The organism is Streptomyces sp. NPDC052109 (genome assembly GCF_040680195.1).
GTDB lineage: Bacteria > Actinomycetota > Actinomycetes > Streptomycetales > Streptomycetaceae > Streptomyces.
The window spans coordinates 1050397-1070668 of record NZ_JBFAWF010000001.1 but is presented as its reverse complement, the minus strand read 5'-3'; the positions used below and the strand labels follow the sequence as shown (position 1 = coordinate 1070668).

The following is a 20272-nucleotide window of genomic DNA, read 5'->3' as shown; positions in this document are numbered from 1 at the left end:
GAGAATCGGGGCCATGGAAAGCAGCAGCGCCAGGTCCGGCGGCAGCACGCGCCGCGAGGCCACCCGGCAGAAGCTCTACGAAGCGGCCGTCACACTCATCGCCGAACAGGGCTTCTCCGCGACCACGGTGGACGAGATCGCCGAGCGGGCCGGAGTCGCGAAGGGCACGGTCTACTACAACTTCGCGAGCAAGTCGGTCCTCTTCGAGGAGCTGCTGCGGCACGGGGTGGGCCTGCTCACCGCCTCGCTGAAGGAGGCGGCGGAGCAGACCGCGCGGGCGGGCGGCAGCAAGGTGGACGCGCTGGACGCGATGATCCGTGCCGGCCTGGTCTTCATCGACCGCTACCCGGCCTTCACCCAGCTGTACGTGGCCGAGCTGTGGCGCACCAACCGGGCCTGGCAGTCCACGCTGATGGTGGTCCGGCAGGAGGCCGTGGCGGTGGTCGAGGGGGTACTGCGCGAGGGCGTGGCGGCCGGCGAGTTCAGCGACGAGATCGATGTCCAGCTGTCGGCGGCCGCGCTGGTCGGCATGGTCCTGGTGGCCGCGCTGGACTGGAAGTCCTTCCAGCCGGAGCGCTCCCTGGACGATGTCCACGCCGCCCTGTCCCGGCTGCTGCAGGGCCGGGTCAGCGGCTTGGGCTGAGCGGCCGGGGACATCCGGGAACCGAGAGGCCGGGGACGTGAGAAAGGCGCCGGTCCGCTGCCGGACCGGCGCCTTACCGTTCCCCCGTGTTCCCCCTTGCGGTTCTCCCCCTGCGGTGTCCCGTGGGTGGTCGTCCCCGGGTCCCCCGTCTCGCTTCCGCCGACGCGTCGGCGGAAGGAGCGGCCAGGTGGCGGGCGCCGTTCCGCCGCCCCGTGTCGGCGGTGCCGGGCCGCGCCCCCTTGCCGTGCCTCCACTCTTCCGTTCACCGAGGTCGCGGCCCATCCGCGCGGGTACTCATCTCGCCACCTAGGTACGGATACTCAGCCACCCGCGCGCGTGCCCACACCTGCGGACCGCGCTCTGGCTACGATCGCGTCCGTGTCCGTACTCCCCCTGGTCTTCACGAGCGGCTGGGCCAGCGGCATCAACGCCTACGCGGTGGTGCTGCTGCTCGGGCTGTTCGGCCTGACGGGAGTGAGCGACGACGTCCCGCAGACGCTGCAGCGCCCCGAGGTGCTGATCGTCGCCGGTGTGCTCTTCCTGTGTGAGGCGGTGGCCGACAAGGTCCCGTACGTCGACTCGATGTGGGACTCCGTGCACACGGTGGTCCGGCCGCTCGCGGGCGCCTGGGTGGGCGCGCTGCTCGCCGGGCACAGCGGATCGCTGTCGGACGTGGCGGCCGGTCTGGTCGGCGGCTCGACGGCGCTGGCCAGCCATACGGTGAAGGCCGGCACGCGGATGGCGGTGAACACCTCGCCGGAGCCGTTCAGCAACTTCGTGCTGAGCCTCGCCGAGGACCTCGGGGTGGGCGCGATCGTCTCGTTCGCGATGTTCCACCCGGAGGCGGCGGCGGTCATCGCGGCCGTCCTGCTGGTCACCGGGCTGGTCGTGCTGGTCTTCCTGATCTCCCGCATCCGGCGCTTCCTGCGCCGCCGGGCGCAGCGCCGCGAGGAGCGCCGCCTGGCCTCGCGGGCACCCTGAGCCGCCCGCGGACCGGATTGTCAGTGGCGGTCGATAAAGTCGCAGGCATGGCACGGATTGCGGTGATCGGCGCCGGGATGGGCGCGATGGCGGCCGCCGCCCGGCTGGCCGTCGCGGGCCACCGGGTGGTGGTGTACGAGCGTACGGACACGTACGGCGGTGCGATGCGCCGCTTCGAGCGGGACGGGTTCGCCTTCGACACCGGCCCGGGACTGCTGACGCTCCCCGCGGTGTACCGCGATCTGTTCGTCAAGACCGGCAAGGAGCCGCTGGAGGACCGCGTCGAGCTGGTCCAGGTCGACCCGGCCGCGCGGCACGTCTTCGCGGACGGCACGGCGGTGTCGCTGCCGAACGCCTCGCGCGCGGGTGTGGTCGCGGCGCTGGACGAGGCACTGGGTGCGGGCGCGGGCGAGCGCTGGGGCGATTTCCTGGTGCGGGCCCGCGAGGCCTGGGACCGCACCCGCCGGCCGCTGCTGGAGGAGCCGCTGTGGCCCAGCTGGCAGGTGCTCTCGGAGAAGGAGCCGTATCCGGCGGTCCCGCACAAGCGGCTGCTGCGCACGCGGCGGGCGAGCACGCTGTCCGAGATCGGCCGCTGGGAGCTGCGCGACGAGCGCCTCGCGGCCCTGCTGGACAGTTCCGCGCTCGCCCACGGTCTCGATCCGCGGACGGCACCGGCGAGCGCAGCCGTGCTGCCCTACATGGAGCACGCCTTCGGCACCTGGTATGTGCGCGGTGGCGTCCGGGAGTTGGCGCGCGCGGTGTACGAGCGGTGCTTGCAGCGGCGGGTCGAGTTCGTCTTCGGCGCGGAGGTCACCCGGGTCCTGGAGAAGGACGGCCGGGCGGCGGGCGTGGAGCTGAGAGACGGCGAGGTCGCCGAGGCGGACCATGTCGTGGCGGACGTGGACCCGGCGCGGCTGAAGGCGCTGACGGAGCATCCGCTGGACGAGGACGGCGACGTACGGGCCGATCCGGTCACGCCCCGGCCGGGGCGGTTCAGCGTGCTGCTGGCCCTGCGCGGCGGGCGCGAGGCCGGGGCCGCGCACCGCACGGTCGTGCATCCCGGGGCCCCGGAGTCCGAGCTGGACTTTCTCGCCTCTGCGGGCGGGGACCGGCCGCCGCGTCCCACGGTGACCGTGCTGCGCCCCGACGACCCGGCGCTCAGACCCGACGACGCGCACGAGTCCGTGGTGCTGTCCGCGGTGGTGCCGACCGACGCCGACTGGCACCAGGGGGGCACGATCCGGCGGTACACGGACCATCTCCTGCAGGCCGCCGAGGCCGCCACACCGGGGCTGCGGGAGCGCATCCTGTGGCACGAGGTGCGCACTCCCGAGCACACCGCCGACGAGACGGGCGCCTTCCTCGGCGCGGTGCCCGCCCCCGCCCTCGCCGCCGGTCAGGGCCGCTTCCTGCACCCGGCCAACACCACGCGGCTGCCGGGGCTGTACCGGGTCGGCGGCTGGGCGCATCCCGGCGGCGGACTGCCGCACGCGGGCATGTCGGGCGCGCTGGTGGCGGGGCTGATCGTGGAGGGACCGGACTTCCGCGGCTCCCGGTGAGCTGGTGCCCAGCCCTCAGAAGCGGTACTGCTCGTCGTATCCGGTGCCGGGCTGCGGCTGGTGGGCGTGGCCGAGGCCCTGGTCCTGGTACGGGTAGGGCTGCTCCTGCGGGAGTTCCCCGCCGTAGGTCTCGTCGGTGCGCTGCTGCGGCACCCACACCCCGCTCGCCGGGGTCTCGCCGTAGCCGCCGGCGTACGGGTCCTGGGCGTAGCCCTGCTGGCCGTACTGCTGCCCGGCGTAGCCGGTGTCGTAGCCGGCGCCGCCGTAGGACTGGCTGCCGATGTAGGGGTCGGAGTAGTTGGCGTAGCCCTGCTGGCCACCGGCGTCGTAGCCGTAGCCCTGCTGGCCGTAGCCCGAGTAGTCGTAGGCGTAGGCCTGCTCACCGGTGCCCTGGTGCTGGGCCGCCCCCGCGTGGGCGGCGGTGTCCCCGTAGACGCCGTAGGAGCCGGTGTCCTCGGGCATGGGCTGCGGCTCGTAGACGGCGGTGGTCTCGGCGCCGGTCGGATCGGCCGGGCGGGCCGGGGTGAAGACGTCGTCGTGGTCGTAGTCGTCGTAGTCGCCGTGGCCCTGCTCGTAGACGGCCTGGCCGGCGTCCACGTCGTCGGCGGTACCGTCGTGCTCCGGGTCCACGACGTCCGGCTCGGGGTCGTGCCGGTCCGCCCTGCCGCGGCGGCGCTTGCTGCCGCCCGCGGTCTCGGCCCCGGCCTCGGGCCGCTTGACCGCCCAGCCGGCGGCGAAGCCGCGACGGAACGACAGCGTGACATAGGTCTGGCCGACCGCGAAGGCGATGGCGCCGACGCCGATCACGATCACGGAGTGTGCCAGTACGCCGACCACGACTCCGAGGAATCCGGTGAACGCGAGCAGCCGCCAGCGCAGGCGCGCCTTGTACTGCAGCAGCACCTCGCCCAGCAACCACAGTGCGACGACGCCGAACGCGATGTAGAGGACCGTCCAGCCCATGTACGCCCCTCTCCCAGTGACCGCTACGCAGTGTGTCGTATCGCGGTGCGGCCGGTCTAGGCCTGCGGGGGGTGGTGCAGGCCCAGGTTCTCGTAGATTTCCAGGGTCGCCGTGGAGTTGTTGAGCGTGATGAAGTGCAGTCCGGGCACTCCCTCGGCGAGCAGCCGAGCGCAGAACTCCGTGGCGAAGTCGATACCGATGGAGCGTACCGCCGCCGGATCGTCCTTCGCTGTGAGGATCCGCTCTTTCAGGGCGTCCGGGAAGACCGCATTGGAGAGTTTGGGCAACCGTTCCAGCATCTTCACGCTGGTGACCGGCAGGACCTCGGGGATCACGGGAGTGTCACAGCCCGCGGCCGCCACGCGATCGCGCAGCCGGAGATACGACTCCGGCTGGAAGAACATCTGTGTGATGGCGTAGTCGGCGCCGGCACGACACTTGTCCACGAAGTGGGAGACGTCCGCGTCCCAGTCCGTGGAACGGGGGTGCATCTCGGGGAACGCGGCGACGCCCACGCAGAAGTCGCCCGACTCCTTGATGAGCCGGACGAGTTCGGCGGCGTAGGTCAGGCCCCGGGGGTGCGGGACCCATGCGCCCATCGGGTCGCCGGGCGGGTCGCCGCGGACGGCGAGCATGTTGCGGATCCCGGCGTCGGCGTACTGGCCGATGATGTTCCGCAGCTCGGCGACGGAGTGGTCGACCGCGGTGAGGTGGGCGACCGGGGTGAGCGTGGTGTCGGCGACGATCTGCTGGGTCTCCTTGACCGTGCCGGCGCGGGTGGAGCCGCCGGCGCCGTAGGTCACGGAGACGAAGTCGGGCGCGACCGCCTCGACCCGCCGGAGCGCGCTCCACAGGTTCCGCTCGCCCTTGGGGGTCTTCGGCGCCGAGAACTCGAACGAGTACGTGGTCTTGCCGGTGGCGAGGATGTCACGCACGGTGCGTGCGCGATCAGTCCTGGTGGAGGGGGTTCCGAGGGCCATACGGGCAGGTTAGCCAGGGTGAGGCGGTACCCCAACCGGACGCCGGAAATTTGCCCGAATTGTCGACCTCCTGTCCATCCCTTGGACAGAAATCCGGACAGGGCCGACCAGGATCTCGCCGACCGCTCGGACGAGGCCGCACGACGAACCGCCGTCAGACCTGCCGCAGCCGCTTCGCGAACTCCGCGGCGGCCGCTCCCGGGTCCTCGGCCTCGGTGATCGCACGGACGACGACCACCCGGCGGGCGCCCGCGTCCAGCACCCGGTCGAGGTTGGCGAGGTCGATGCCGCCGATGGCGAACCAGGGGCGGTCGGTGCCCAGACCGGCCGTGTACCGCACCAGATCCAGGCCGGGCGCGTACCGGCCCGGCTTGGTGGGGGTGGGCCAGCAGGGGCCGGTGCAGAAGTAGTCCACGCCCTCCTGCACGGCGGCCGCGGCGGCCTCGGCCTCGGCGTGCGTGGAGCGGCCGATCAGCACGTCCGCGCCGAGGACGGCGCGGGCGGCGGGAACCGGCAGGTCGCCCTGGCCCAGATGCAGCACGTCGGCGCGGGCGGCGTGGGCGACGTCCGCGCGGTCGTTCACCGCGAGGAGCCTGCCGTGCCGGGCGCAGGCGTCCGCGAAGACCTCCAGGTGGGCTAGCTCCTCGGCGGCCTCCATGCCCTTGTCGCGCAGCTGAACGACGTCGACACCGCCGGCCAGGACCGCGTCCAGGAACTCGGGAAGGTCGCCCTGGCGCGTGCGCGCGTCCGTGCACAGGTACAGCCGGGCGTCCGCGAGCGCGGCGCGTGCGGTGTCGGACATACGTGGGTCCCCCTGCTCGGTGTCCCTGGTGGCGTTCACGGGTGGCGTACGGGCCACGGCCCGTACGCCACCTCTGGTGGTGCGGTACGGCTCAGACGGCGAGCGCCTGGGCGCGGCGCTTCACCTCCGTGCCGCGATTCTCGCTCAGGGCCTGAGCGGGAGTGCCCGGCAGGGTCGGGTCGGGGGTGAAGAGCCACTCGATCATCTCTTCGACCGTGAAGCCGTCGTCCCGCAGGAGCGTCAGGGTGCCGGACAGGCCCTTGACGACCTTGTCCCCGTCGATGAAGGCGGCGGGGACGTGCAGCGCGCGGTTCTCACCTCGGCGTACGGCGATGAGCTGGCCCTCCTTGACCAGCTGCCGCACGCGCGTCACCTCGACGCCGAGCTGTTCGGCGATGTCGGGCAGGGTGAGCCAGCCGGGGACGAGAGCATCGATCTTTGCGTCAATCTCGGTCACGTGGCCAAGGGTAGGCGCTCCGCCGGTTCGGCCGCGATGGGTCGTCGTCCGGGTGCGGCGGCGTCGTGGCTGGTCGCGCAGTTCCCCGCGGCCCCCCACCGGGACGCGGGCGGCCACCCCCCGGCTAGTCGGCCGTGGCATCCTTCAGGGGCTTTGCGGGGTCGGCCAGGGCCTCCGGGTCCATACCGCGGCCTGCCTCGATCAAGCGGCGGCCCTGGGCCAGGTCACGCGGTCGGCCGACGGCCAGCAGGGCCACCAGGCGGTCCTCGCGGAGCCAGCACACCGTCCAGGCCGGGCCCGCCGGATCACCGCGCCACACCATGCGGTCAGCCGCGGCGTGGTGACCGGCGTACTGCACGAACCGGCCGAACTGCTCGGACCAGAAGTACGGCACCGGGTCGTAGACCGACGGGCTCTCGCCGAGGATGTTCGCGGCGACCGTGCGCGGGCCCTGCAGGGCGTTGTCCCAGTGGTGGACGAGCAGCCGCTCTCCGTAGCGGGCCGAGGGGAAGGAGGCGCAGTCGCCGACGGCGTACACGTCCTCGACGGAGGTGCGCAGACGGTCGTCGGCGAGGACGTCCCCGTGCGGACCCAGCCCGATGCCGGAGCCGGCCAGCCAGGCGGTGGCGGGGCGGGCACCGATGCCGACGACGACGGCCCCCGCGGGCAGCCGGGTGCCGTCGGCGAGGAGCACCGCGCCGGGCTCGACGCGCTCCACGCGCGCGTGCGTGCGCAGCTCGGCGCCCGCTTCGGCGTACCACTCCGCCATGGGGGCGGCGATCTCTGCGGGCAGGGCGCCGGCGAGGGGCCGGTCGGCGGCCTCCACGACGGTCACCGCGCAGCCCGCCTCCCGGGCGGCCGTGGCGAACTCGGCACCGATCCAGCCGGCCCCGACGACCACGATCCGGTGCTGCTCGGTCAGCACCGGCCGCAGCCGCTCGGCGTCGTCCAGGGTGCGCAGCAGGTGCACACCGGGCACGCCCTCGGTGCCGGGCAGGGTGATCGGTTCCGCACCGGTGGCCAGGACCAGGACGTCGTACGGCACCGGGCCCGCCTCGGTGTCCAGCTCGTGCTCGGCCGGGCGCAGGCCCAGGACCTCGCAGCCGAGCCGCAGCTCGACGCCGAGAGACTCGAAGTCCACGTCGAACGCGGAGTCCTCGGCCTTGCCGAGCAGCACGGCCTTCGACAGGGGCGGCCGGTCGTACGGCTGGTGGGGCTCCGCGCCGATCACGGTGACGGCGCCCCTGAAGCCCCTCTCCCGCAGCGCGACCGCGGTCTGCACCCCGGCCATGCCCGCGCCGACGACGACCACGCGCCGCCCCTGTGACGTGCCCTCTTGTGCTGTCTGCTCGCTCACCCGATCACCATAGACACGTGACGGAGCGTCAGTCAGCGGGCGTGCTCGGTGACCTGTTCCACAACGCTCGTACCGGTGCCCGCCTGGGACTCCCACTCCCAGGTCTCCTCCAGCCGCACCCGCCCGTCCGGCAGCCCCACGACCGTGGACACGCAGTGCCCCGAGGAGGTCGTCCCGTCGGTCTTCAGCTGCACGTACCGGAAGTCCAGCCGGTCACCCTCCCGGGTGCCGACCAGATGGCCGCGCACGACATCGCCGCCGGCGTACTCGGCCCAGATCTCGCCGTCCTCCTCGTGGTACGCGAACCGGGTGCGGGTGCCCACCTGACCTGGGGCTTGGTCCGCCACGGGGGCGAGGATCAGTCCGTCGAGCGACCGGGCCATGGGCAGGGGCTCCCTTACGGGTGAGGAGTGGGGCGGGCTAGGGTGGCCACCGTACAAGCACTCGCGGGAGCCCGGACGCACCGGGCTGAGAGGGAGGCTGGCGGCCTCCGACCGTACGAACCTGATCCGGGTCATGCCGGCGAAGGGAGGGGCTCACCGCCCATGTCGTCACGTACGTCCGACGTCCTCGTCATCGGGGGCGGAATCATCGGCCTGGTCACGGCCTGGCGCGCGGCGCAGCGCGGGCTCGCCACGGCCGTGGTGGATCCCGAGCCCGGCGGGGGTGCCGCGCGGGTCGCGGCCGGGATGCTGGCCGCGGTCACCGAACTGCACTACGGCGAGGAGAGACTGCTCGCCCTCAACCTGGAATCGGCCCGCCGCTACCCGGACTTCGCGGCCGAGTTGACCGAGCTGACCGGCCACGACCTCGGCTATCGCCGCTGCGGCACCCTCGCGGTCGCGCTCGACGCCGACGACCGCGCCCATCTGCGCGAACTGCACGCCCTGCAGCAGCGCTCGGGCCTTGCGTCCGAGTGGCTGTCCGGGCGTGAGTGCCGGCGCCTGGAGCCGATGCTGGCGCCCGGGGTGCGCGGCGGACTGCGGGTCGACGGCGACCACCAGATCGATCCCCGGCTGCTGGCGGCGGCCCTGGTGGCGGCGTGCGAGCGGGCCGGTGTGGTGTTCCACCGGGCGTGGGCCGAGCGGCTGGACGTCGCAGGGGACCGGGCCACCGGAGTCACCACCGCGGACGGCACCGGGCTGCGCGCCGGCCAGGTGGTGCTCGCGGCCGGGAGCATGAGCGGGCGGCTCGCGGGCGTGCCCGAGGCGCTGCTGCCGCCGGTGCGGCCGGTGAAGGGGCAGGTACTGCGGCTGACGGTGCCGCGCCGGTACGCGCCGTTCCTCAGCCGGACCGTACGGGCCGTAGTCCGCGGCAGCCATGTCTACCTGGTGCCCCGTGAGAACGGCGAACTGGTCGTGGGCGCCACCAGCGAGGAGCTGGGCTGGGACACGACCGTCACCGCAGGCGGCGTGTACGAGTTGCTGCGCGACGCCCACGAGCTGGTGCCGGGCATCACCGAGCTGCCGCTCACCGAGACCCGGGCCGGACTGCGCCCCGGCTCCCCCGACAACGCGCCGCTCCTCGGCCCGTCCGGGCTCGACGGGTTGCTGCTGGCCACCGGGCACTACCGCAACGGGGTGTTGCTCACCCCCGTCACCGGCGATGTGCTGGCACAGCTGCTGGCCGACGGCGAACTGCCGGAAGCGGCCCGCCCGTTCACGCCGCGGCGCTTCGGCACCGCCGTCCCCATGGAGCAGCCCGCATGAGCATCTCCGTCACTGTTTCCATCTCCGTCAACGGAGAGCGCCGGGAGATCGTTCCGGGTACCGCTCTCGACGTCGTCGTACGGTCGCTGGTCGCGGCACCCTCCGGGGTGGCCGCCGCCGTCAACGAGACCGTCGTCCCGCGCGCCCAGTGGGCGGCCACGGCGCTGGCCGACGGCGACCGGGTCGAAGTCCTCACCGCGGTCCAGGGAGGCTGAGCCATGGCCGACGATCCTCTGGTCCTCGGGGGTACGACCTTCTCCTCCCGGCTGATCATGGGTACGGGCGGTGCGCCCAGCCTGGAGGTGCTGGAGCGGGCGCTGGTCGCCTCCGGCACGGAGCTGACGACGGTCGCGATGCGGCGGGTGGATCCCTCCGTGCACGGTTCGGTGCTGTCCGTGCTGGAGCGGCTGGGCATCCGGGTGCTGCCGAACACGGCGGGCTGTTTCACCGCCGGCGAGGCGGTGCTGACCGCGCGGCTCGCGCGGGAGGCACTCGGCACGGATCTGGTCAAGCTGGAGGTCATCGCCGACGAGCGGACGCTGCTGCCGGATCCGGTGGAGCTGCTGGAGGCGGCGGAGACGCTGGTCGACGACGGGTTCACGGTGCTGCCGTACACCAATGACGATCCGGTGCTGGCGCGGAAGCTGGAGGACGTGGGGTGTGCGGCGGTGATGCCGCTGGGGTCGCCGATCGGGTCCGGGCTCGGGATCCGCAACCCGCACAACTTCCAGCTGATCGTCGAGCACGCGCGGGTGCCGGTGATTCTGGACGCGGGGGCCGGCACGGCGTCCGACGTCGCGCTGGCCATGGAGCTGGGGTGTGCGGGCGTGATGCTCGCCTCAGCCGTGACCCGGGCGCAGGAGCCGGAGGTCATGGCCGCCGCGATGAGGCATGCCGTGGAGGGGGGTCGGCTGGCTCGGCTGGCCGGGCGGATCCCGCGGCGGTATCTCGCACAGGCGTCGTCTCCTGCGGAGGGCCTGGCTCGGTTGGATCCCGAGCGACCGGCCTTCTAGGTCCTGTCGCCCTTCGGTCTCCCCCGCGCACCGCTCGCCACCGTGCTCGCCCAGGTCAGAACCCCTGTTCGTGCGAAGCGTCACAGGTCGGCTTCAGTGCCGGGGGGAAAGCGGTCTCGGCGGAGGAACTGTCGGTCCCTCCTCGTAGACTCGCCTGCGTGGATACGACCCTTCAGGACCCCCTTGTCGGGCAGGTGCTCGACGGCCGTTATCGCGTCGACGCACGGATCGCGGTCGGCGGGATGGCCACGGTCTACCGGGCCCTGGACACCCGCCTGGACCGTGTGCTCGCGCTGAAGGTGATGCACCCGACGCTCGCGGCCGACGGGTCCTTCGTCGAGCGGTTCATACGGGAGGCGAAGTCGGTCGCCCGGCTGGCTCACCCGAACGTGGTGCAGGTCTTCGACCAGGGCACCGACGGGGCGTACGTCTACCTGGCGATGGAGTACGTCGCCGGGTGCACCCTGCGGGACGTGCTGCGCGAGCGGGGGGCGCTGCGGCCGCGCGCGGCCCTCGACATCCTCGAGCCCGTCCTCGCCGCGCTCGGCGCCGCGCACCGGGCCGGGTTCGTGCACCGGGACATGAAGCCCGAGAACGTGCTGATAGGTGACGACGGGCGGGTCAAGGTCGCCGACTTCGGGCTCGTGCGGTCCGTGGACACGGTGACCAGCACGACCGGCGCCGTCCTGGGGACCGTGTCGTATCTCGCGCCCGAGCAGATCGAGCAGGGCACCGCCGATCCCCGCGTCGACGTCTACGCCTGCGGTGTCGTGCTCTACGAGATGCTGACCGGCGGAAAACCGCACTCCGGGGACTCCCCCGCCCAGGTGCTCTACAAGCACATCCACGACGACGTGCCGCCGCCCTCGGCGCTGGTGCCGGGGCTGCCGTACGAGCTGGACGAGGTGGTCGCGTCCGCGACCGCGCGCAACCCGGACATCCGGCCGCACGACGCCGTGGCGCTGCTCGGCCAGGTCCGCGCGGCACGCCAGGGGCTGAGCGGCGAACAGCTGGACGCGATACCCCCGCAGGCGCTGTCCGCGGAGCACGACAACGCCGGCGACCGGACGAGCGTGATCCCGCGCTCGCTGACCGTGCCCCGGCCGCTGCCGGTCAACGAGGACGAGCCGGCCGGGGGTGCCGTCCAGCACACCAGCCGGCTGCAGGCACCGCCCGTGCCACCCCGCCGGTCCGGGCGTCTGCTGCTGACGATCGTCGCCGCCGTGCTGGTGGTGTTCGGGGTGGGCGCCGGGGTCTGGTACATCAACTCGGGCCAGTTCACGAAGGTCCCGCCGCTGCTGTCGAAGACGGAGGCGCAGGCCCGGGACCGGCTGGAGTCGGCCGGGCTCAAGGTCGGGCAGGTCAAGCGCGCGTACAACGACACGGTCCAGCGGGGCACGATCATCGGCACCGACCCCGCGCCCGGCGCCCGGATCCGCGACCACGACGCGGTGACGCTGACCGTCTCGCTGGGCCCGCAGACGGTGAACGTGCCGGATGTCCACGGCCGGACGCTCGCCGAGGCGCGTGCGCGGCTGAAGGCGGACGGGCTGGAGCCGGGCATGGTCACCCGGCAGTTCAGCGAGGATGTCGCCAGGGGCTCGGTGATCGCCACGACACCGCGGGCCGGCACCGAGCGGCACGCCGGTTCCGCGATCGCGCTGACCGTCAGCAAGGGCAGCCCGATCGAGGTGCCGGACGTGACCGGTGACGATCCCCAGGACGCCAGGCAGGAGCTGACGGACGCCGGGCTGAAGGTGCAGATCGCGCCCGCGCGGGTCAACTCCGAGTACGACGCGGGCAAGGTGGCCCAGCAGAGCCCGGGCGACGGCAGCCAGGCCGCCGAGGGCGACACGGTGACGCTGACCCTGTCCAAGGGCCCGCAGATGGTGCAGGTGCCTGACGTGGTCGGCGACAGCGTCGACGACGCCCACAAGGCGCTGGAGGCCGCCGGCTTCCAGGTGAACGAGGACCGCGGGCTGTTCGGGTTGTTCGGCGACACCGTGAAGAAGCAGTCGGTGAAGGGCGGCGACACGGCGCCCAAGGGGTCGACGATCACGATCACCATCCGGTGACCCGGTCACGGGGACGGCGGTCCGGGGGCCGGTGCGGGCATGACACCCTGAACGGGTGAGTCCCGATCAGTCGCCGTCCCCCTCGGCATCCCGTGCGCCCTCGCTTTCTCCGGTCGTGCCGCGGTCCGGTCCGCGCAACCCCGTCGGCGGTCATGTCCCCGTGGCCGGAGGCCTGCACTCGGTGGGGGTGTCGTACGCCCGTGATCTGAAGGCGGAGGCCGTGCAGGTCTTCGTCGCCAACCCGCGTGGCTGGGCCACGCCCGCCGGGAACCCGCGGCAGGACGAGGCGTTCCGGGCGGCGTGCGCCGAGGAGTCGATTCCGGCGTATGTGCACGCTCCCTACCTGATCAACTTCGGCTCGCACACCGAGGCGACCGTGGAGCGGTCGGTGGAGTCGCTGCGGCACTCGCTGCGGCGGGGGCGGGAGATCGGCGCGCCGGGTGTCGTCGTGCACACCGGCAGCGCGACCGGCGGGCGGCCCCGGGAGACGGCGCTGCGGCAGGTGCGCGAGCGCATGCTGCCGCTGCTGGACGAGCTGACCCACGACGACGATCCGTTTCTGCTGCTGGAGTCGACCGCCGGGCAGGGCGCCTCGCTGTGCTCGCGCACCTGGGACTTCGGACCGTACTTCGAGGCGCTGGACGCGCATCCGAAGCTGGGCGTGTGCCTGGACACCTGCCACATCTTCGCCGCGGGGCACGATCTCACCGGGCCGAGCGGGATGCATCAGACGCTGGACCTGCTGGTGGACACGGTCGGCGCGGGACGGCTGAAGCTGATCCACGCCAACGACTCCAAGGATGTGGTCGGCGCACACAAGGACCGGCACGAGAACATTGGCGCCGGCCATATTGGCGAGGACCCGTTCCGGGCGCTCATGACGCATCCCGCGACCGAGGGCGTACCGCTGATCATCGAGACGCCCGGCGGCAAGGTGGGGCACGCGGCGGACGTGGAGCGGCTGAAGAAACTGCGGGATTCCTGACGCGGCAAAGGAATACCCCCTGGGGGTATACCGTTCCTGTCCGGTGCAGGAACGGTCATCCGACATGGGGGTCGTCATGCGGCACGGAGCGCACGCGGAGCACGCCGGACGCACGCGATGGACGCGACGCCGGCCGACGCGCTGTTCTGGATCTCCCTGACGGTCTCACTGGTGCTCGCCTTCGTGGTGACCACGCCGGTCAACAAGTGGACGATCGGGCGCGGCAACCACGCGGTGGTGCACCAGTACCACCACTGAGCGCTACAACTCCGGGCCGTCCCCCGGTTCCTCCTGGTAGGAGTAGCGCTGTTCCTTCCACGGGTCGCCGATGTTGTGGTAGCCGCGTTCCTCCCAGAAGCCGCGGCGGTCGGCGGTCATGTACTCCACACCGCGGACCCACTTGGGCCCCTTCCAGGCGTAGAGGTGCGGCACGATCAGCCGGACCGGGAAGCCGTGCTCGGCGGTGAGGAGTTCGCCGTCCTTGTGGGTGGCGAAGAGGGTGCGGTCGGAGGCGAAGTCGGCAAGGCGGAGGTTGGAGCTGAAGCCGTACTCGGCCCAGACCATCACATGCGTGACGTCCGCCGCCGGCGGGGCCAGGTCGAGGATGGTGCGGGCGGGGACGCCGCCCCACTCCGCGCCGATCATGCTGAACTTCGTCACGCAGTGCAGATCGGCCAGCACGGTGGTGTACGGCAGGGCCGTGAACTCCTCGTGGCCCCAGGTGTGCTTGTCACCGTCGGCGGTGGCGCCGAAGACGCGGAACTCCCAGCGCTCGGGCCGGAACTTCGGGACGGGCCCGTAGTGCGTGACCGGCCAGCCGCGCTGGAGTCGCTGACCCGGCGGAAGCTCGGACCCTGTCGTCGCTCCAGACGCTCGCTCCACCGGATGACCCATGTATCCATCCTGACAGACCTCGGGCAGTGCCCTTGACCACGAGTCCACGAACCGGACAACTAAGGCCAAGCAAGTACTTACCTACTAAGTACGCACTTACTGGACGATCTTCGTGGCCGGTGCGATCATGCCGCCGCACACCTCCCCCCGTTTCCCGTGTGGAAGGAGCCGCTGCGATGCAGGGCGACCCCGAGGTCATCGAGTTCCTCAACGAGCAGCTCACCGGTGAGCTGACCGCGATCAACCAGTACTTCCTGCACGCGAAGATGCAGGAGAACTTCGGCTGGTACAAGCTCGCCAAGTACACGCGGCACGAGTCGTTCGACGAGATGAAGCACGCGGAGGTGCTGACCGACCGGATCCTGTTCCTGGAGGGGCTGCCCAACTACCAGCGGCTCTTCCACGTCCGCGTGGGGCAGACCGTCAAGGAGATGTTCGAGGCCGACCGGCAGATCGAGGTGGAGGCGATCGACCGGCTCCGGCGAGGCGTCAAGGTGATGCGCGAGAAGGGCGACATCACGTCCGCGAACATCTTCGAGGACATCCTCGCCGACGAGGAGCACCACATCGACTACCTCGACACCCAGCTGGAGCTGGTGGAGAAGCTCGGCGAGGCACTGTACATCTCCCAGGTCATCGAGCAGCCGGAGAGCAGCTGACCCCTAGGCCGCTTCCGCGATCCCCGGCGTGGACGGGAGTTCCGCGAGGACCAGCTTCCCCTCGTCGGCCAGCTCACGGCGGGGGCAGGTGCCACGGCCGAGGAGGGCCTGGATCCGGCGCACGCACGAGCCGCAGTCCGTGCCGGCCTTGCAGGCGGAGGCGATCTGGCGGGGGGTGCAGGCACCGTCCTCCGCGTGCTGCTTGACCTGGGCCTCGGTGATGCCGAAGCAGCTGCAGACGTACACGCGGTTCACCTCCCGACGGGATCCCTGTCCTGCTGCCATCCCGTTTCCCGGTGAGGCAAACCTAACCTTACCCATCCGCCGGTGGCCGCAAAAGTGGGTGGGGCGCGGATCCCGTGTGATCCGCGCCCCAGAAACGCCCAGTGAGTGCCCCTCGCTCGCCTACTGGTCCCGGTACATCTCCGCGACCAGGAACGCCAGGTCCAGCGACTGGCTGCGGTTCAGCCGCGGGTCGCAGGCCGTCTCGTAGCGCTGGTGCAGGTCGTCGACGAAGATCTCGTCGCCGCCGCCCACGCACTCGGTGACGTCGTCGCCGGTCAGCTCCACATGGATGCCGCCGGGGTGGGTGCCGAGCGCCTTGTGGACCTCGAAGAAGCCCTTGACCTCGTCGAGCACGTCGTCGAAGCGGCGGGTCTTGTGCCCGGAGGCCGCCTCGAAGGTGTTGCCGTGCATCGGGTCGGTCACCCACGCCACCGTGGCGCCGGACGCCGTGACCTTCTCCACCAGCTCGGGGAGCCGGTCGCGGATCTTGTCGGCGCCCATCCGGACGACGAAGGTCAGCCGGCCCGGCTCCCGCTCGGGGTCGAGGCGGTCGATGTACTGCAGCGCCTCCTCCGCCGTGGTCGTCGGGCCGAGCTTGATGCCGAGCGGGTTGCGGATCCGCGAGGCGAACTCGATGTGCGCGCCGTCCAGCTGCCGGGTGCGCTCACCGACCCACACCATGTGCGCGGAGACGTCGTACAGCCTGCCGGTGCGCGAGTCGACCCGGGTCAGGGCGGACTCGTAGTCCAGCAGCAGCGCCTCGTGCGAGGAGAAGAACTCGACGGTCTTGAACTCCTCCGGCTCGGCGCCGCAGGCCCGCATGAAGTTCAGGGCGTTGTCGATCTCGCGCGCGAGCTGCTCGTAGCGCTGGCCCGACGGCGACGTCCTCACGAAGTCCTGGTTCCAGGCGTGCACCTGGCGCAGGTCCGCGTAACCGCCGGTGGTGAAGGCGCGCACCAGGTTCAGCGTGGACGCCGAGGCGTGGTACATGCGCTTCAGCCGCTCGGGGTCCGGAATGCGGGACGCCTCGGTGAAGTCGAAGCCGTTGACGGAGTCGCCCCGGTACACAGGGAGCGTCACACCGTCGCGGGTCTCGGTCGGCTTGGAGCGGGGCTTGGAGTACTGCCCGGCGATGCGGCCGACCTTCACGACGGGCACGGAGGCCGCGTAGGTGAGGACGGCGCCCATCTGGAGCAGCGTCTTCAGCTTGTTGCGGATGTGGTCGGCGGACACGGCGTCGAAGGCCTCGGCACAGTCGCCGCCCTGGAGAAGGAACGCCTCTCCCTTGGCGACCGCCGCCATCCGGGCGCGCAGCTGATCGCACTCGCCCGCGAAGACGAGCGGCGGATACGACTCGAGGTCCGCGATCACTGCGCGCAGAGCCTCGGGGTCGGGGTACTCGGGCTGCTGCGCCGCGGGCAGGTTTCGCCAGGTGTTGCCAGCGCTCGGGCTGGTCTTAGCGTTCACGGTCACCTCGTAAACATTACGGGGTCGTGTCGCATGCCCCATCTTCTGGCTCGAAGGGTGAGACGCGAGGGTTGTCCTGTGGACGGGGGACGGGTGCGGTAAGGTTCCTGCCATGTTCGCGCTTTCGATCCAGAACTGGTGGTGGACCGCTTCTCCGGCGGCCCACTGATCGCGCGTACCGAGACTTCGCGAAGGCCGCCCGAGGGGCGGCCTTCGGTGTGTCCGGGGTCGTTCCTCACCGACATCGACGGAAGAGGAACCCATGGACCTGGCACATCTGCTGCACGACGACCGCCCTTTCGCCCTGCTCCGCCGCCGCACCCCCGGCCGTGCCGAGCGGACGGTGGAGCTGCTGATCGGCCCGGTGACCTGCCGCGACCGGCTCGCCGACCTGCCCGACGAGGGGCTCGCGCTGGTCCCGTTCCGGCAGATCCGCGAACGCGGATTCGACGTCCGCGACGACGGCACCCCGCTGCTGGTGCTGACGCCCGAGGAGTCGTACGAGCTCCCGCTCGACGCGGCACTGGACCAGCTCCCGGCGCACGAGGTGCGGGTCGAGGGCGGTGGCTTCGACGTCGGCGACGAGGCGTACGGCGAGATCGTCGGGCGGGTGCTGGCCGAGGAGATCGGCCGGGGCGAGGGCGCCAACTTCGTGATCCGGCGCACGTACGAGGGCGAGATCCCGGGGTTCGGCCGCGCGGACGCGCTCGCGCTGTTCCGGCGGCTGCTGGAGGGCGAGCGGGGCGCGTACTGGACGTTCGTCGTGCACACCGGGGACCGCACCCTGGTCGGGGCCAGCCCCGAGGTGCACGTGCGGATGTCCGGCGGGACGGTCGTGATGAACCCGATCAGCGGGACGTACCGCTACCCCGCCGCAGGCCCGACCCCGGACCACCTGCTCTCCTTCCTCGCCGACGGCAAGGAGGTCGAGGAGCTGTCCATGGTCGTCGACGAGGAACTGAAGATGATGTGCACCGTCGGCGACAGGGGCGGAGTGGTCGTCGGACCGCGCCTGAAGGAGATGGCGCACCTCGCGCACACCGAGTACGAGCTGCGCGGCAGGTCCTCCCTGGATGCGCGGGAGGTGCTCAGGGAGACCATGTTCGCTGCGACGGTGACCGGCTCGCCGGTGCAGAACGCGTGCCGGGTGATCGAGCGCCACGAGGTGGGGGGCCGGGGGTACTACGCGGGTGCGCTGGCGCTGCTCGGCCGGGACTCCGGGGGCGCGCAGACCCTGGACTCCCCCATCCTGATCCGCACCGCCGACATCTCCGCCGACGGGCACCTGCGCGTCGGCGTCGGGGCGACGCTGGTGCGCGGCTCGGACCCGGCGGGCGAGGTCGCGGAGACGCACGCGAAGGCGGCGGGGGTGCTGGCGGCCCTCGGGGTACGACCGTCCCGGCCGCGCGCGGAACGGGAGCGGCCCCAGCTGGCCGACGACCCGCGGGTGCGGGCGGCGCTGGACGGCCGGCGGGCCGCGCTCGCCCCCTTCTGGCTGCGGATGCAGGAGCCGGCGCCGGAGCTGACCCGTCACGCCCTGGTCGTGGACGGCGAGGACACCTTCACCGCGATGCTGGCGCACGTGCTGCGCTCGGGCGGCCTGGAGGTGTCCGTACGGCGGTACGACGAGCCGGGGTCGCGGGCGGCTGTGCTCGCGCACGAGGGACCGGTGGTGCTCGGCCCCGGCCCGGGCGACCCGGCGGACCTCGCGGATCCGAAGATGCGGTTCCTGCGCGAGCTGACCGCCGCGGTGATCCGGGAGCACCGGCACGGGGTGCTGGGCGTCTGCCTGGGCCATGAGCTGATCGCGGCCGAGCTGGGGCTGGACATCGTCCGCAAGGAGGTGCCGTACCAGGGGGCGCAGACCACGATCGACCTGTTCGGGCGGGCCGAGACCGTCGGCTTCTACAACAGCTTCGTGGCCCGCTGCGCCGACGAGGCGGCCCGGGAGCTGGCGGCGCACGGGATCGAGGTGAGCCGGGCGGCGAACGGCGAGGTGCACGCCCTGCGCGGCCCCGGGTTCGCGGGCGTGCAGTTCCACCCGGAGTCGGTCCTCAGCCTGAACGGGGCCGCGGTGGTGCGGGAACTGGTCGGTCAACTGCGCGGGACGAGCACGTTCTCCGAGCGGCGGCCCGCGGTGTAGCCGAGGACGTCGCGCACGGGTGGCGCCGCGGCGATCTGCGCGGCGGTGTCCCCGGCGCAGTACGCCTGGCGCCGGGTGACCAGGACGGGGGCCGCAGGAGCCCGCCGAGAGAGCCGGGGGCGGGTCCGGCTACGGGGCTCGAGGCCCGCGGGGTCAGGACGGGTTGGCGAGGTGGGCGGCCCTCCTCCGGCACCCACGGGCCCCCGTCGCGCGTGCCGCGGCGGGGGCCGTGGGAAACGGGCCGGTCGATGGATGGCTCAGCCGAAGAAGACCCCGATCTCCGCGTACAGCTTCGGGTCCACCGTCTTCAGTCTGGCCGTGGCCTCGGCGAGGGGGACGCGGACGATGTCGGTGGCGCGCAGGGCGACCATGGTGCCGAAGTCGCCGTCGTGCACGCAGTCGATGGCGTGCAGCCCGAAGCGGGTGGCGAGCCAGCGGTCGAAGGCGCTGGGTGTGCCGCCGCGCTGGACGTGCCCGAGGACCGTGGTGCGGGCCTCCTTGCCGGTGCGGCTCTCGATCTCCTTGGCCAGCCATTCGCCGACCCCGGACAGGCGCACATGTCCGAAGGAGTCCAGCGAGCCGTCCTTGAGCACCATGTCGCCGTCCTTGGGCATGGCACCCTCCGCCACGACCACGATCGGCGCGTACGACGCCCGGAAGCGGGAGGTCACCCAGGCGCAGACCTGCTCGACGTCGAAGCGCTGCTCGGGGATGAGGATGACGTTGGCGCCGCCGGCCAGACCCGAGTGCAGGGCGATCCAGCCGGCGTGCCGGCCCATCACCTCCACGACCAGGACCCGCATATGGGACTCGGCGGTGGTGTGCAGCCGGTCGATGGCCTCGGTGGCGATGTTGACGGCGGTGTCGAAGCCGAAGGTGTAGTCGGTGGCGGACAGGTCGTTGTCGATCGTCTTGGGCACCCCGACGCAGGGCACCCCGTACTCACCGGACAGCCGCGCGGCGACACCGAGGGTGTCCTCGCCGCCGATCGCGACGAGGGCCTGGACCTCCAGTTTGGCCAGGTTCTCCTTGATCCGGCGGATGCCGTTCTCCGCCTTGAGGGGATTGGTGCGCGAGGAGCCCAGGATGGTGCCGCCACGGGGCAGGATGCCGCGCACCGTGGGGATGTCGAGACGGATGCTGTCGCCTTCGAGAGGACCCCGCCAGCCGTCCCGGAAGCCGACGAAGTCATAGCCGTACTCCTGCACGCCCTTGCGGACGATGGCCCGGATGACGGCGTTGAGCCCGGGGCAGTCGCCGCCTCCGGTCAGTACTCCGACGCGCATGGAAAAGTCCCTTC

General features: G+C 72.0%; 21 protein-coding genes, 1 pseudogene and 1 riboswitch. Of the genes and pseudogenes, 12 read left to right on the top strand and 10 right to left on the bottom strand.

The genetic code is table 11. The features are described from left to right. Window positions 1–13 precede the first annotated feature (13 nt). The 3 genes from AB0L59_RS04890 (at window position 14) to AB0L59_RS04880 (ending at window position 3183) form a co-directional block, all read left to right on the top strand. Window positions 14–643, top strand: coding sequence for a TetR/AcrR family transcriptional regulator (locus tag AB0L59_RS04890; RefSeq protein ID WP_365579211.1), 630 nt, complete (start codon window positions 14–16; stop codon window positions 641–643). 378 nt (window positions 644–1021) lie between these two features. Beyond that, a complete protein-coding gene (locus AB0L59_RS04885) occupies window positions 1022–1624 on the top strand; it encodes a DUF4126 domain-containing protein (protein WP_365579209.1) in 603 nt (200 codons plus the stop codon). A gap of 47 nt (window positions 1625–1671) precedes the next feature. Beyond that, window positions 1672–3183: an NAD(P)/FAD-dependent oxidoreductase gene (locus AB0L59_RS04880; RefSeq protein ID WP_365579207.1), complete on the top strand. Its 1512-nt coding sequence runs from the start codon at window positions 1672–1674 to the stop codon at window positions 3181–3183. Window positions 3184–3198: 15 nt separating this feature from the next. Here the strand turns inward: AB0L59_RS04880 and AB0L59_RS04875 are convergent, their stop codons facing one another. From AB0L59_RS04875 to AB0L59_RS04850, 6 genes are all read right to left on the bottom strand, one after another. Further along, window positions 3199–4146: a hypothetical protein gene (locus tag AB0L59_RS04875; protein ID WP_365579205.1), complete on the bottom strand. Its 948-nt coding sequence runs from the start codon at window positions 4144–4146 to the stop codon at window positions 3199–3201. 56 nt (window positions 4147–4202) lie between these two features. Next, entirely contained in the window at window positions 4203–5126 is a 924-nt protein-coding gene (gene metF / locus AB0L59_RS04870) for a methylenetetrahydrofolate reductase [NAD(P)H] (protein ID WP_365579203.1), read from the bottom strand. A 154-nt stretch (window positions 5127–5280) separates the two neighbouring features. Continuing rightward, entirely contained in the window at window positions 5281–5928 is a 648-nt protein-coding gene (gene thiE, locus AB0L59_RS04865) for a thiamine phosphate synthase (RefSeq protein WP_365579201.1), read from the bottom strand. A gap of 91 nt (window positions 5929–6019) precedes the next feature. Further along, window positions 6020–6385 carry an Rv2175c family DNA-binding protein gene (locus AB0L59_RS04860; protein ID WP_365579199.1) on the bottom strand — a complete coding sequence of 122 codons (366 nt, stop codon included), beginning with the start codon at window positions 6383–6385 and terminating at the stop codon, window positions 6020–6022. 124 nt (window positions 6386–6509) lie between these two features. Further along, window positions 6510–7742, bottom strand: a complete 1233-nt coding sequence (locus AB0L59_RS04855) for an FAD-dependent oxidoreductase (protein ID WP_365579197.1) — start codon at window positions 7740–7742, stop codon at window positions 6510–6512. A gap of 32 nt (window positions 7743–7774) precedes the next feature. Next, window positions 7775–8125 carry a hypothetical protein gene (locus AB0L59_RS04850; protein WP_365579195.1) on the bottom strand — a complete coding sequence of 117 codons (351 nt, stop codon included), beginning with the start codon at window positions 8123–8125 and terminating at the stop codon, window positions 7775–7777. 53 nt (window positions 8126–8178) lie between these two features. Further along, window positions 8179–8290, top strand: a riboswitch (TPP riboswitch). Here AB0L59_RS04850 and thiO point away from each other — a divergent pair. The 6 genes and pseudogenes from thiO to AB0L59_RS04820 all read left to right on the top strand — a co-directional run. After that, window positions 8288–9451: a glycine oxidase ThiO gene (thiO, locus tag AB0L59_RS04845; protein WP_365579193.1), complete on the top strand. Its 1164-nt coding sequence runs from the start codon at window positions 8288–8290 to the stop codon at window positions 9449–9451. (Overlaps the previous riboswitch by 3 nt.) Further along, a complete protein-coding gene (gene thiS, locus AB0L59_RS04840) occupies window positions 9448–9666 on the top strand; it encodes a sulfur carrier protein ThiS (RefSeq protein ID WP_365579191.1) in 219 nt (72 codons plus the stop codon). The genes thiO and thiS overlap by 4 nt, the downstream gene beginning before the upstream one ends. A gap of 3 nt (window positions 9667–9669) precedes the next feature. Further along, entirely contained in the window at window positions 9670–10464 is a 795-nt protein-coding gene (locus tag AB0L59_RS04835) for a thiazole synthase (protein ID WP_365579189.1), read from the top strand. 158 nt (window positions 10465–10622) lie between these two features. Beyond that, the gene (pknB, locus tag AB0L59_RS04830; RefSeq protein WP_365579187.1) at window positions 10623–12539 is read left to right on the top strand and encodes a Stk1 family PASTA domain-containing Ser/Thr kinase; all 1917 of its coding nucleotides are present in this window, start codon (window positions 10623–10625) and stop codon (window positions 12537–12539) included. Between the two features lie 115 nt (window positions 12540–12654). Next, window positions 12655–13524: a deoxyribonuclease IV gene (locus tag AB0L59_RS04825; RefSeq protein WP_365579185.1), complete on the top strand. Its 870-nt coding sequence runs from the start codon at window positions 12655–12657 to the stop codon at window positions 13522–13524. Between the two features lie 114 nt (window positions 13525–13638). Further along, window positions 13639–13782 (top strand): annotated as a pseudogene (locus tag AB0L59_RS04820) (DUF4396 domain-containing protein); the annotation flags it as partial. Between the two features lie 3 nt (window positions 13783–13785). Here AB0L59_RS04820 and AB0L59_RS04815 read toward each other — a convergent pair. After that, entirely contained in the window at window positions 13786–14418 is a 633-nt protein-coding gene (locus tag AB0L59_RS04815) for a sulfite oxidase-like oxidoreductase (protein ID WP_365579183.1), read from the bottom strand. A gap of 176 nt (window positions 14419–14594) precedes the next feature. Here AB0L59_RS04815 and bfr point away from each other — a divergent pair, with 176 nt between their 5' ends. Next, window positions 14595–15077 carry a bacterioferritin gene (gene bfr, locus AB0L59_RS04810; RefSeq protein ID WP_365579181.1) on the top strand — a complete coding sequence of 161 codons (483 nt, stop codon included), beginning with the start codon at window positions 14595–14597 and terminating at the stop codon, window positions 15075–15077. A gap of 3 nt (window positions 15078–15080) precedes the next feature. Here the strand turns inward: bfr and AB0L59_RS04805 are convergent, their stop codons facing one another. Continuing rightward, window positions 15081–15323, bottom strand: a complete 243-nt coding sequence (locus AB0L59_RS04805; RefSeq protein WP_365579179.1) for a (2Fe-2S)-binding protein — start codon at window positions 15321–15323, stop codon at window positions 15081–15083. A 159-nt stretch (window positions 15324–15482) separates the two neighbouring features. Then, window positions 15483–16835 (bottom strand): class II 3-deoxy-7-phosphoheptulonate synthase, encoded by a 1353-nt coding sequence (locus AB0L59_RS04800; RefSeq protein WP_365579177.1) that lies wholly within the window; start codon window positions 16833–16835, stop codon window positions 15483–15485. 106 nt (window positions 16836–16941) lie between these two features. On the opposite strand from AB0L59_RS04800, the gene AB0L59_RS04795 reads away from it, so the two are divergent. Further along, window positions 16942–16998: a trp operon leader peptide gene (locus tag AB0L59_RS04795; RefSeq protein ID WP_073894098.1), complete on the top strand. Its 57-nt coding sequence runs from the start codon at window positions 16942–16944 to the stop codon at window positions 16996–16998. Window positions 16999–17091: 93 nt separating this feature from the next. Continuing rightward, window positions 17092–18972 (top strand): anthranilate synthase family protein, encoded by a 1881-nt coding sequence (locus tag AB0L59_RS04790; protein WP_365579175.1) that lies wholly within the window; start codon window positions 17092–17094, stop codon window positions 18970–18972. Between the two features lie 257 nt (window positions 18973–19229). On the opposite strand, the gene AB0L59_RS04785 is transcribed toward AB0L59_RS04790, so the two are convergent. After that, window positions 19230–20258: a 6-phosphofructokinase gene (locus AB0L59_RS04785; protein ID WP_365579173.1), complete on the bottom strand. Its 1029-nt coding sequence runs from the start codon at window positions 20256–20258 to the stop codon at window positions 19230–19232. Between the last annotated feature and the right edge of the window lie 14 nt (window positions 20259–20272).

What these genes read in the sequence shown, in the direction of transcription:
- AB0L59_RS04875 (WP_365579205.1), bottom strand. Translation starts at nt 4,146, where the DNA reads ATGGGCTGGACGGTCCTCTACATCGCGTTCGGCGTCGTCGCACTGTGG.
- AB0L59_RS04815 (WP_365579183.1), bottom strand. Translation starts at nt 14,418, where the DNA reads ATGGGTCATCCGGTGGAGCGAGCGTCTGGAGCGACGACAGGGTCCGAG.
- AB0L59_RS04850 (WP_365579195.1), bottom strand. Translation starts at nt 8,125, where the DNA reads ATGGCCCGGTCGCTCGACGGACTGATCCTCGCCCCCGTGGCGGACCAA.
- AB0L59_RS04835 (WP_365579189.1), top strand. Translation starts at nt 9,670, where the DNA reads ATGGCCGACGATCCTCTGGTCCTCGGGGGTACGACCTTCTCCTCCCGG.
- thiO (WP_365579193.1), top strand. Translation starts at nt 8,288, where the DNA reads ATGTCGTCACGTACGTCCGACGTCCTCGTCATCGGGGGCGGAATCATC.
- thiE (WP_365579201.1), bottom strand. Translation starts at nt 5,928, where the DNA reads ATGTCCGACACCGCACGCGCCGCGCTCGCGGACGCCCGGCTGTACCTG.
- bfr (WP_365579181.1), top strand. Translation starts at nt 14,595, where the DNA reads ATGCAGGGCGACCCCGAGGTCATCGAGTTCCTCAACGAGCAGCTCACC.
- AB0L59_RS04790 (WP_365579175.1), top strand. Translation starts at nt 17,092, where the DNA reads ATGGACCTGGCACATCTGCTGCACGACGACCGCCCTTTCGCCCTGCTC.
- AB0L59_RS04880 (WP_365579207.1), top strand. Translation starts at nt 1,672, where the DNA reads ATGGCACGGATTGCGGTGATCGGCGCCGGGATGGGCGCGATGGCGGCC.
- thiS (WP_365579191.1), top strand. Translation starts at nt 9,448, where the DNA reads ATGAGCATCTCCGTCACTGTTTCCATCTCCGTCAACGGAGAGCGCCGG.
- AB0L59_RS04785 (WP_365579173.1), bottom strand. Translation starts at nt 20,258, where the DNA reads ATGCGCGTCGGAGTACTGACCGGAGGCGGCGACTGCCCCGGGCTCAAC.
- metF (WP_365579203.1), bottom strand. Translation starts at nt 5,126, where the DNA reads ATGGCCCTCGGAACCCCCTCCACCAGGACTGATCGCGCACGCACCGTG.
- AB0L59_RS04890 (WP_365579211.1), top strand. Translation starts at nt 14, where the DNA reads ATGGAAAGCAGCAGCGCCAGGTCCGGCGGCAGCACGCGCCGCGAGGCC.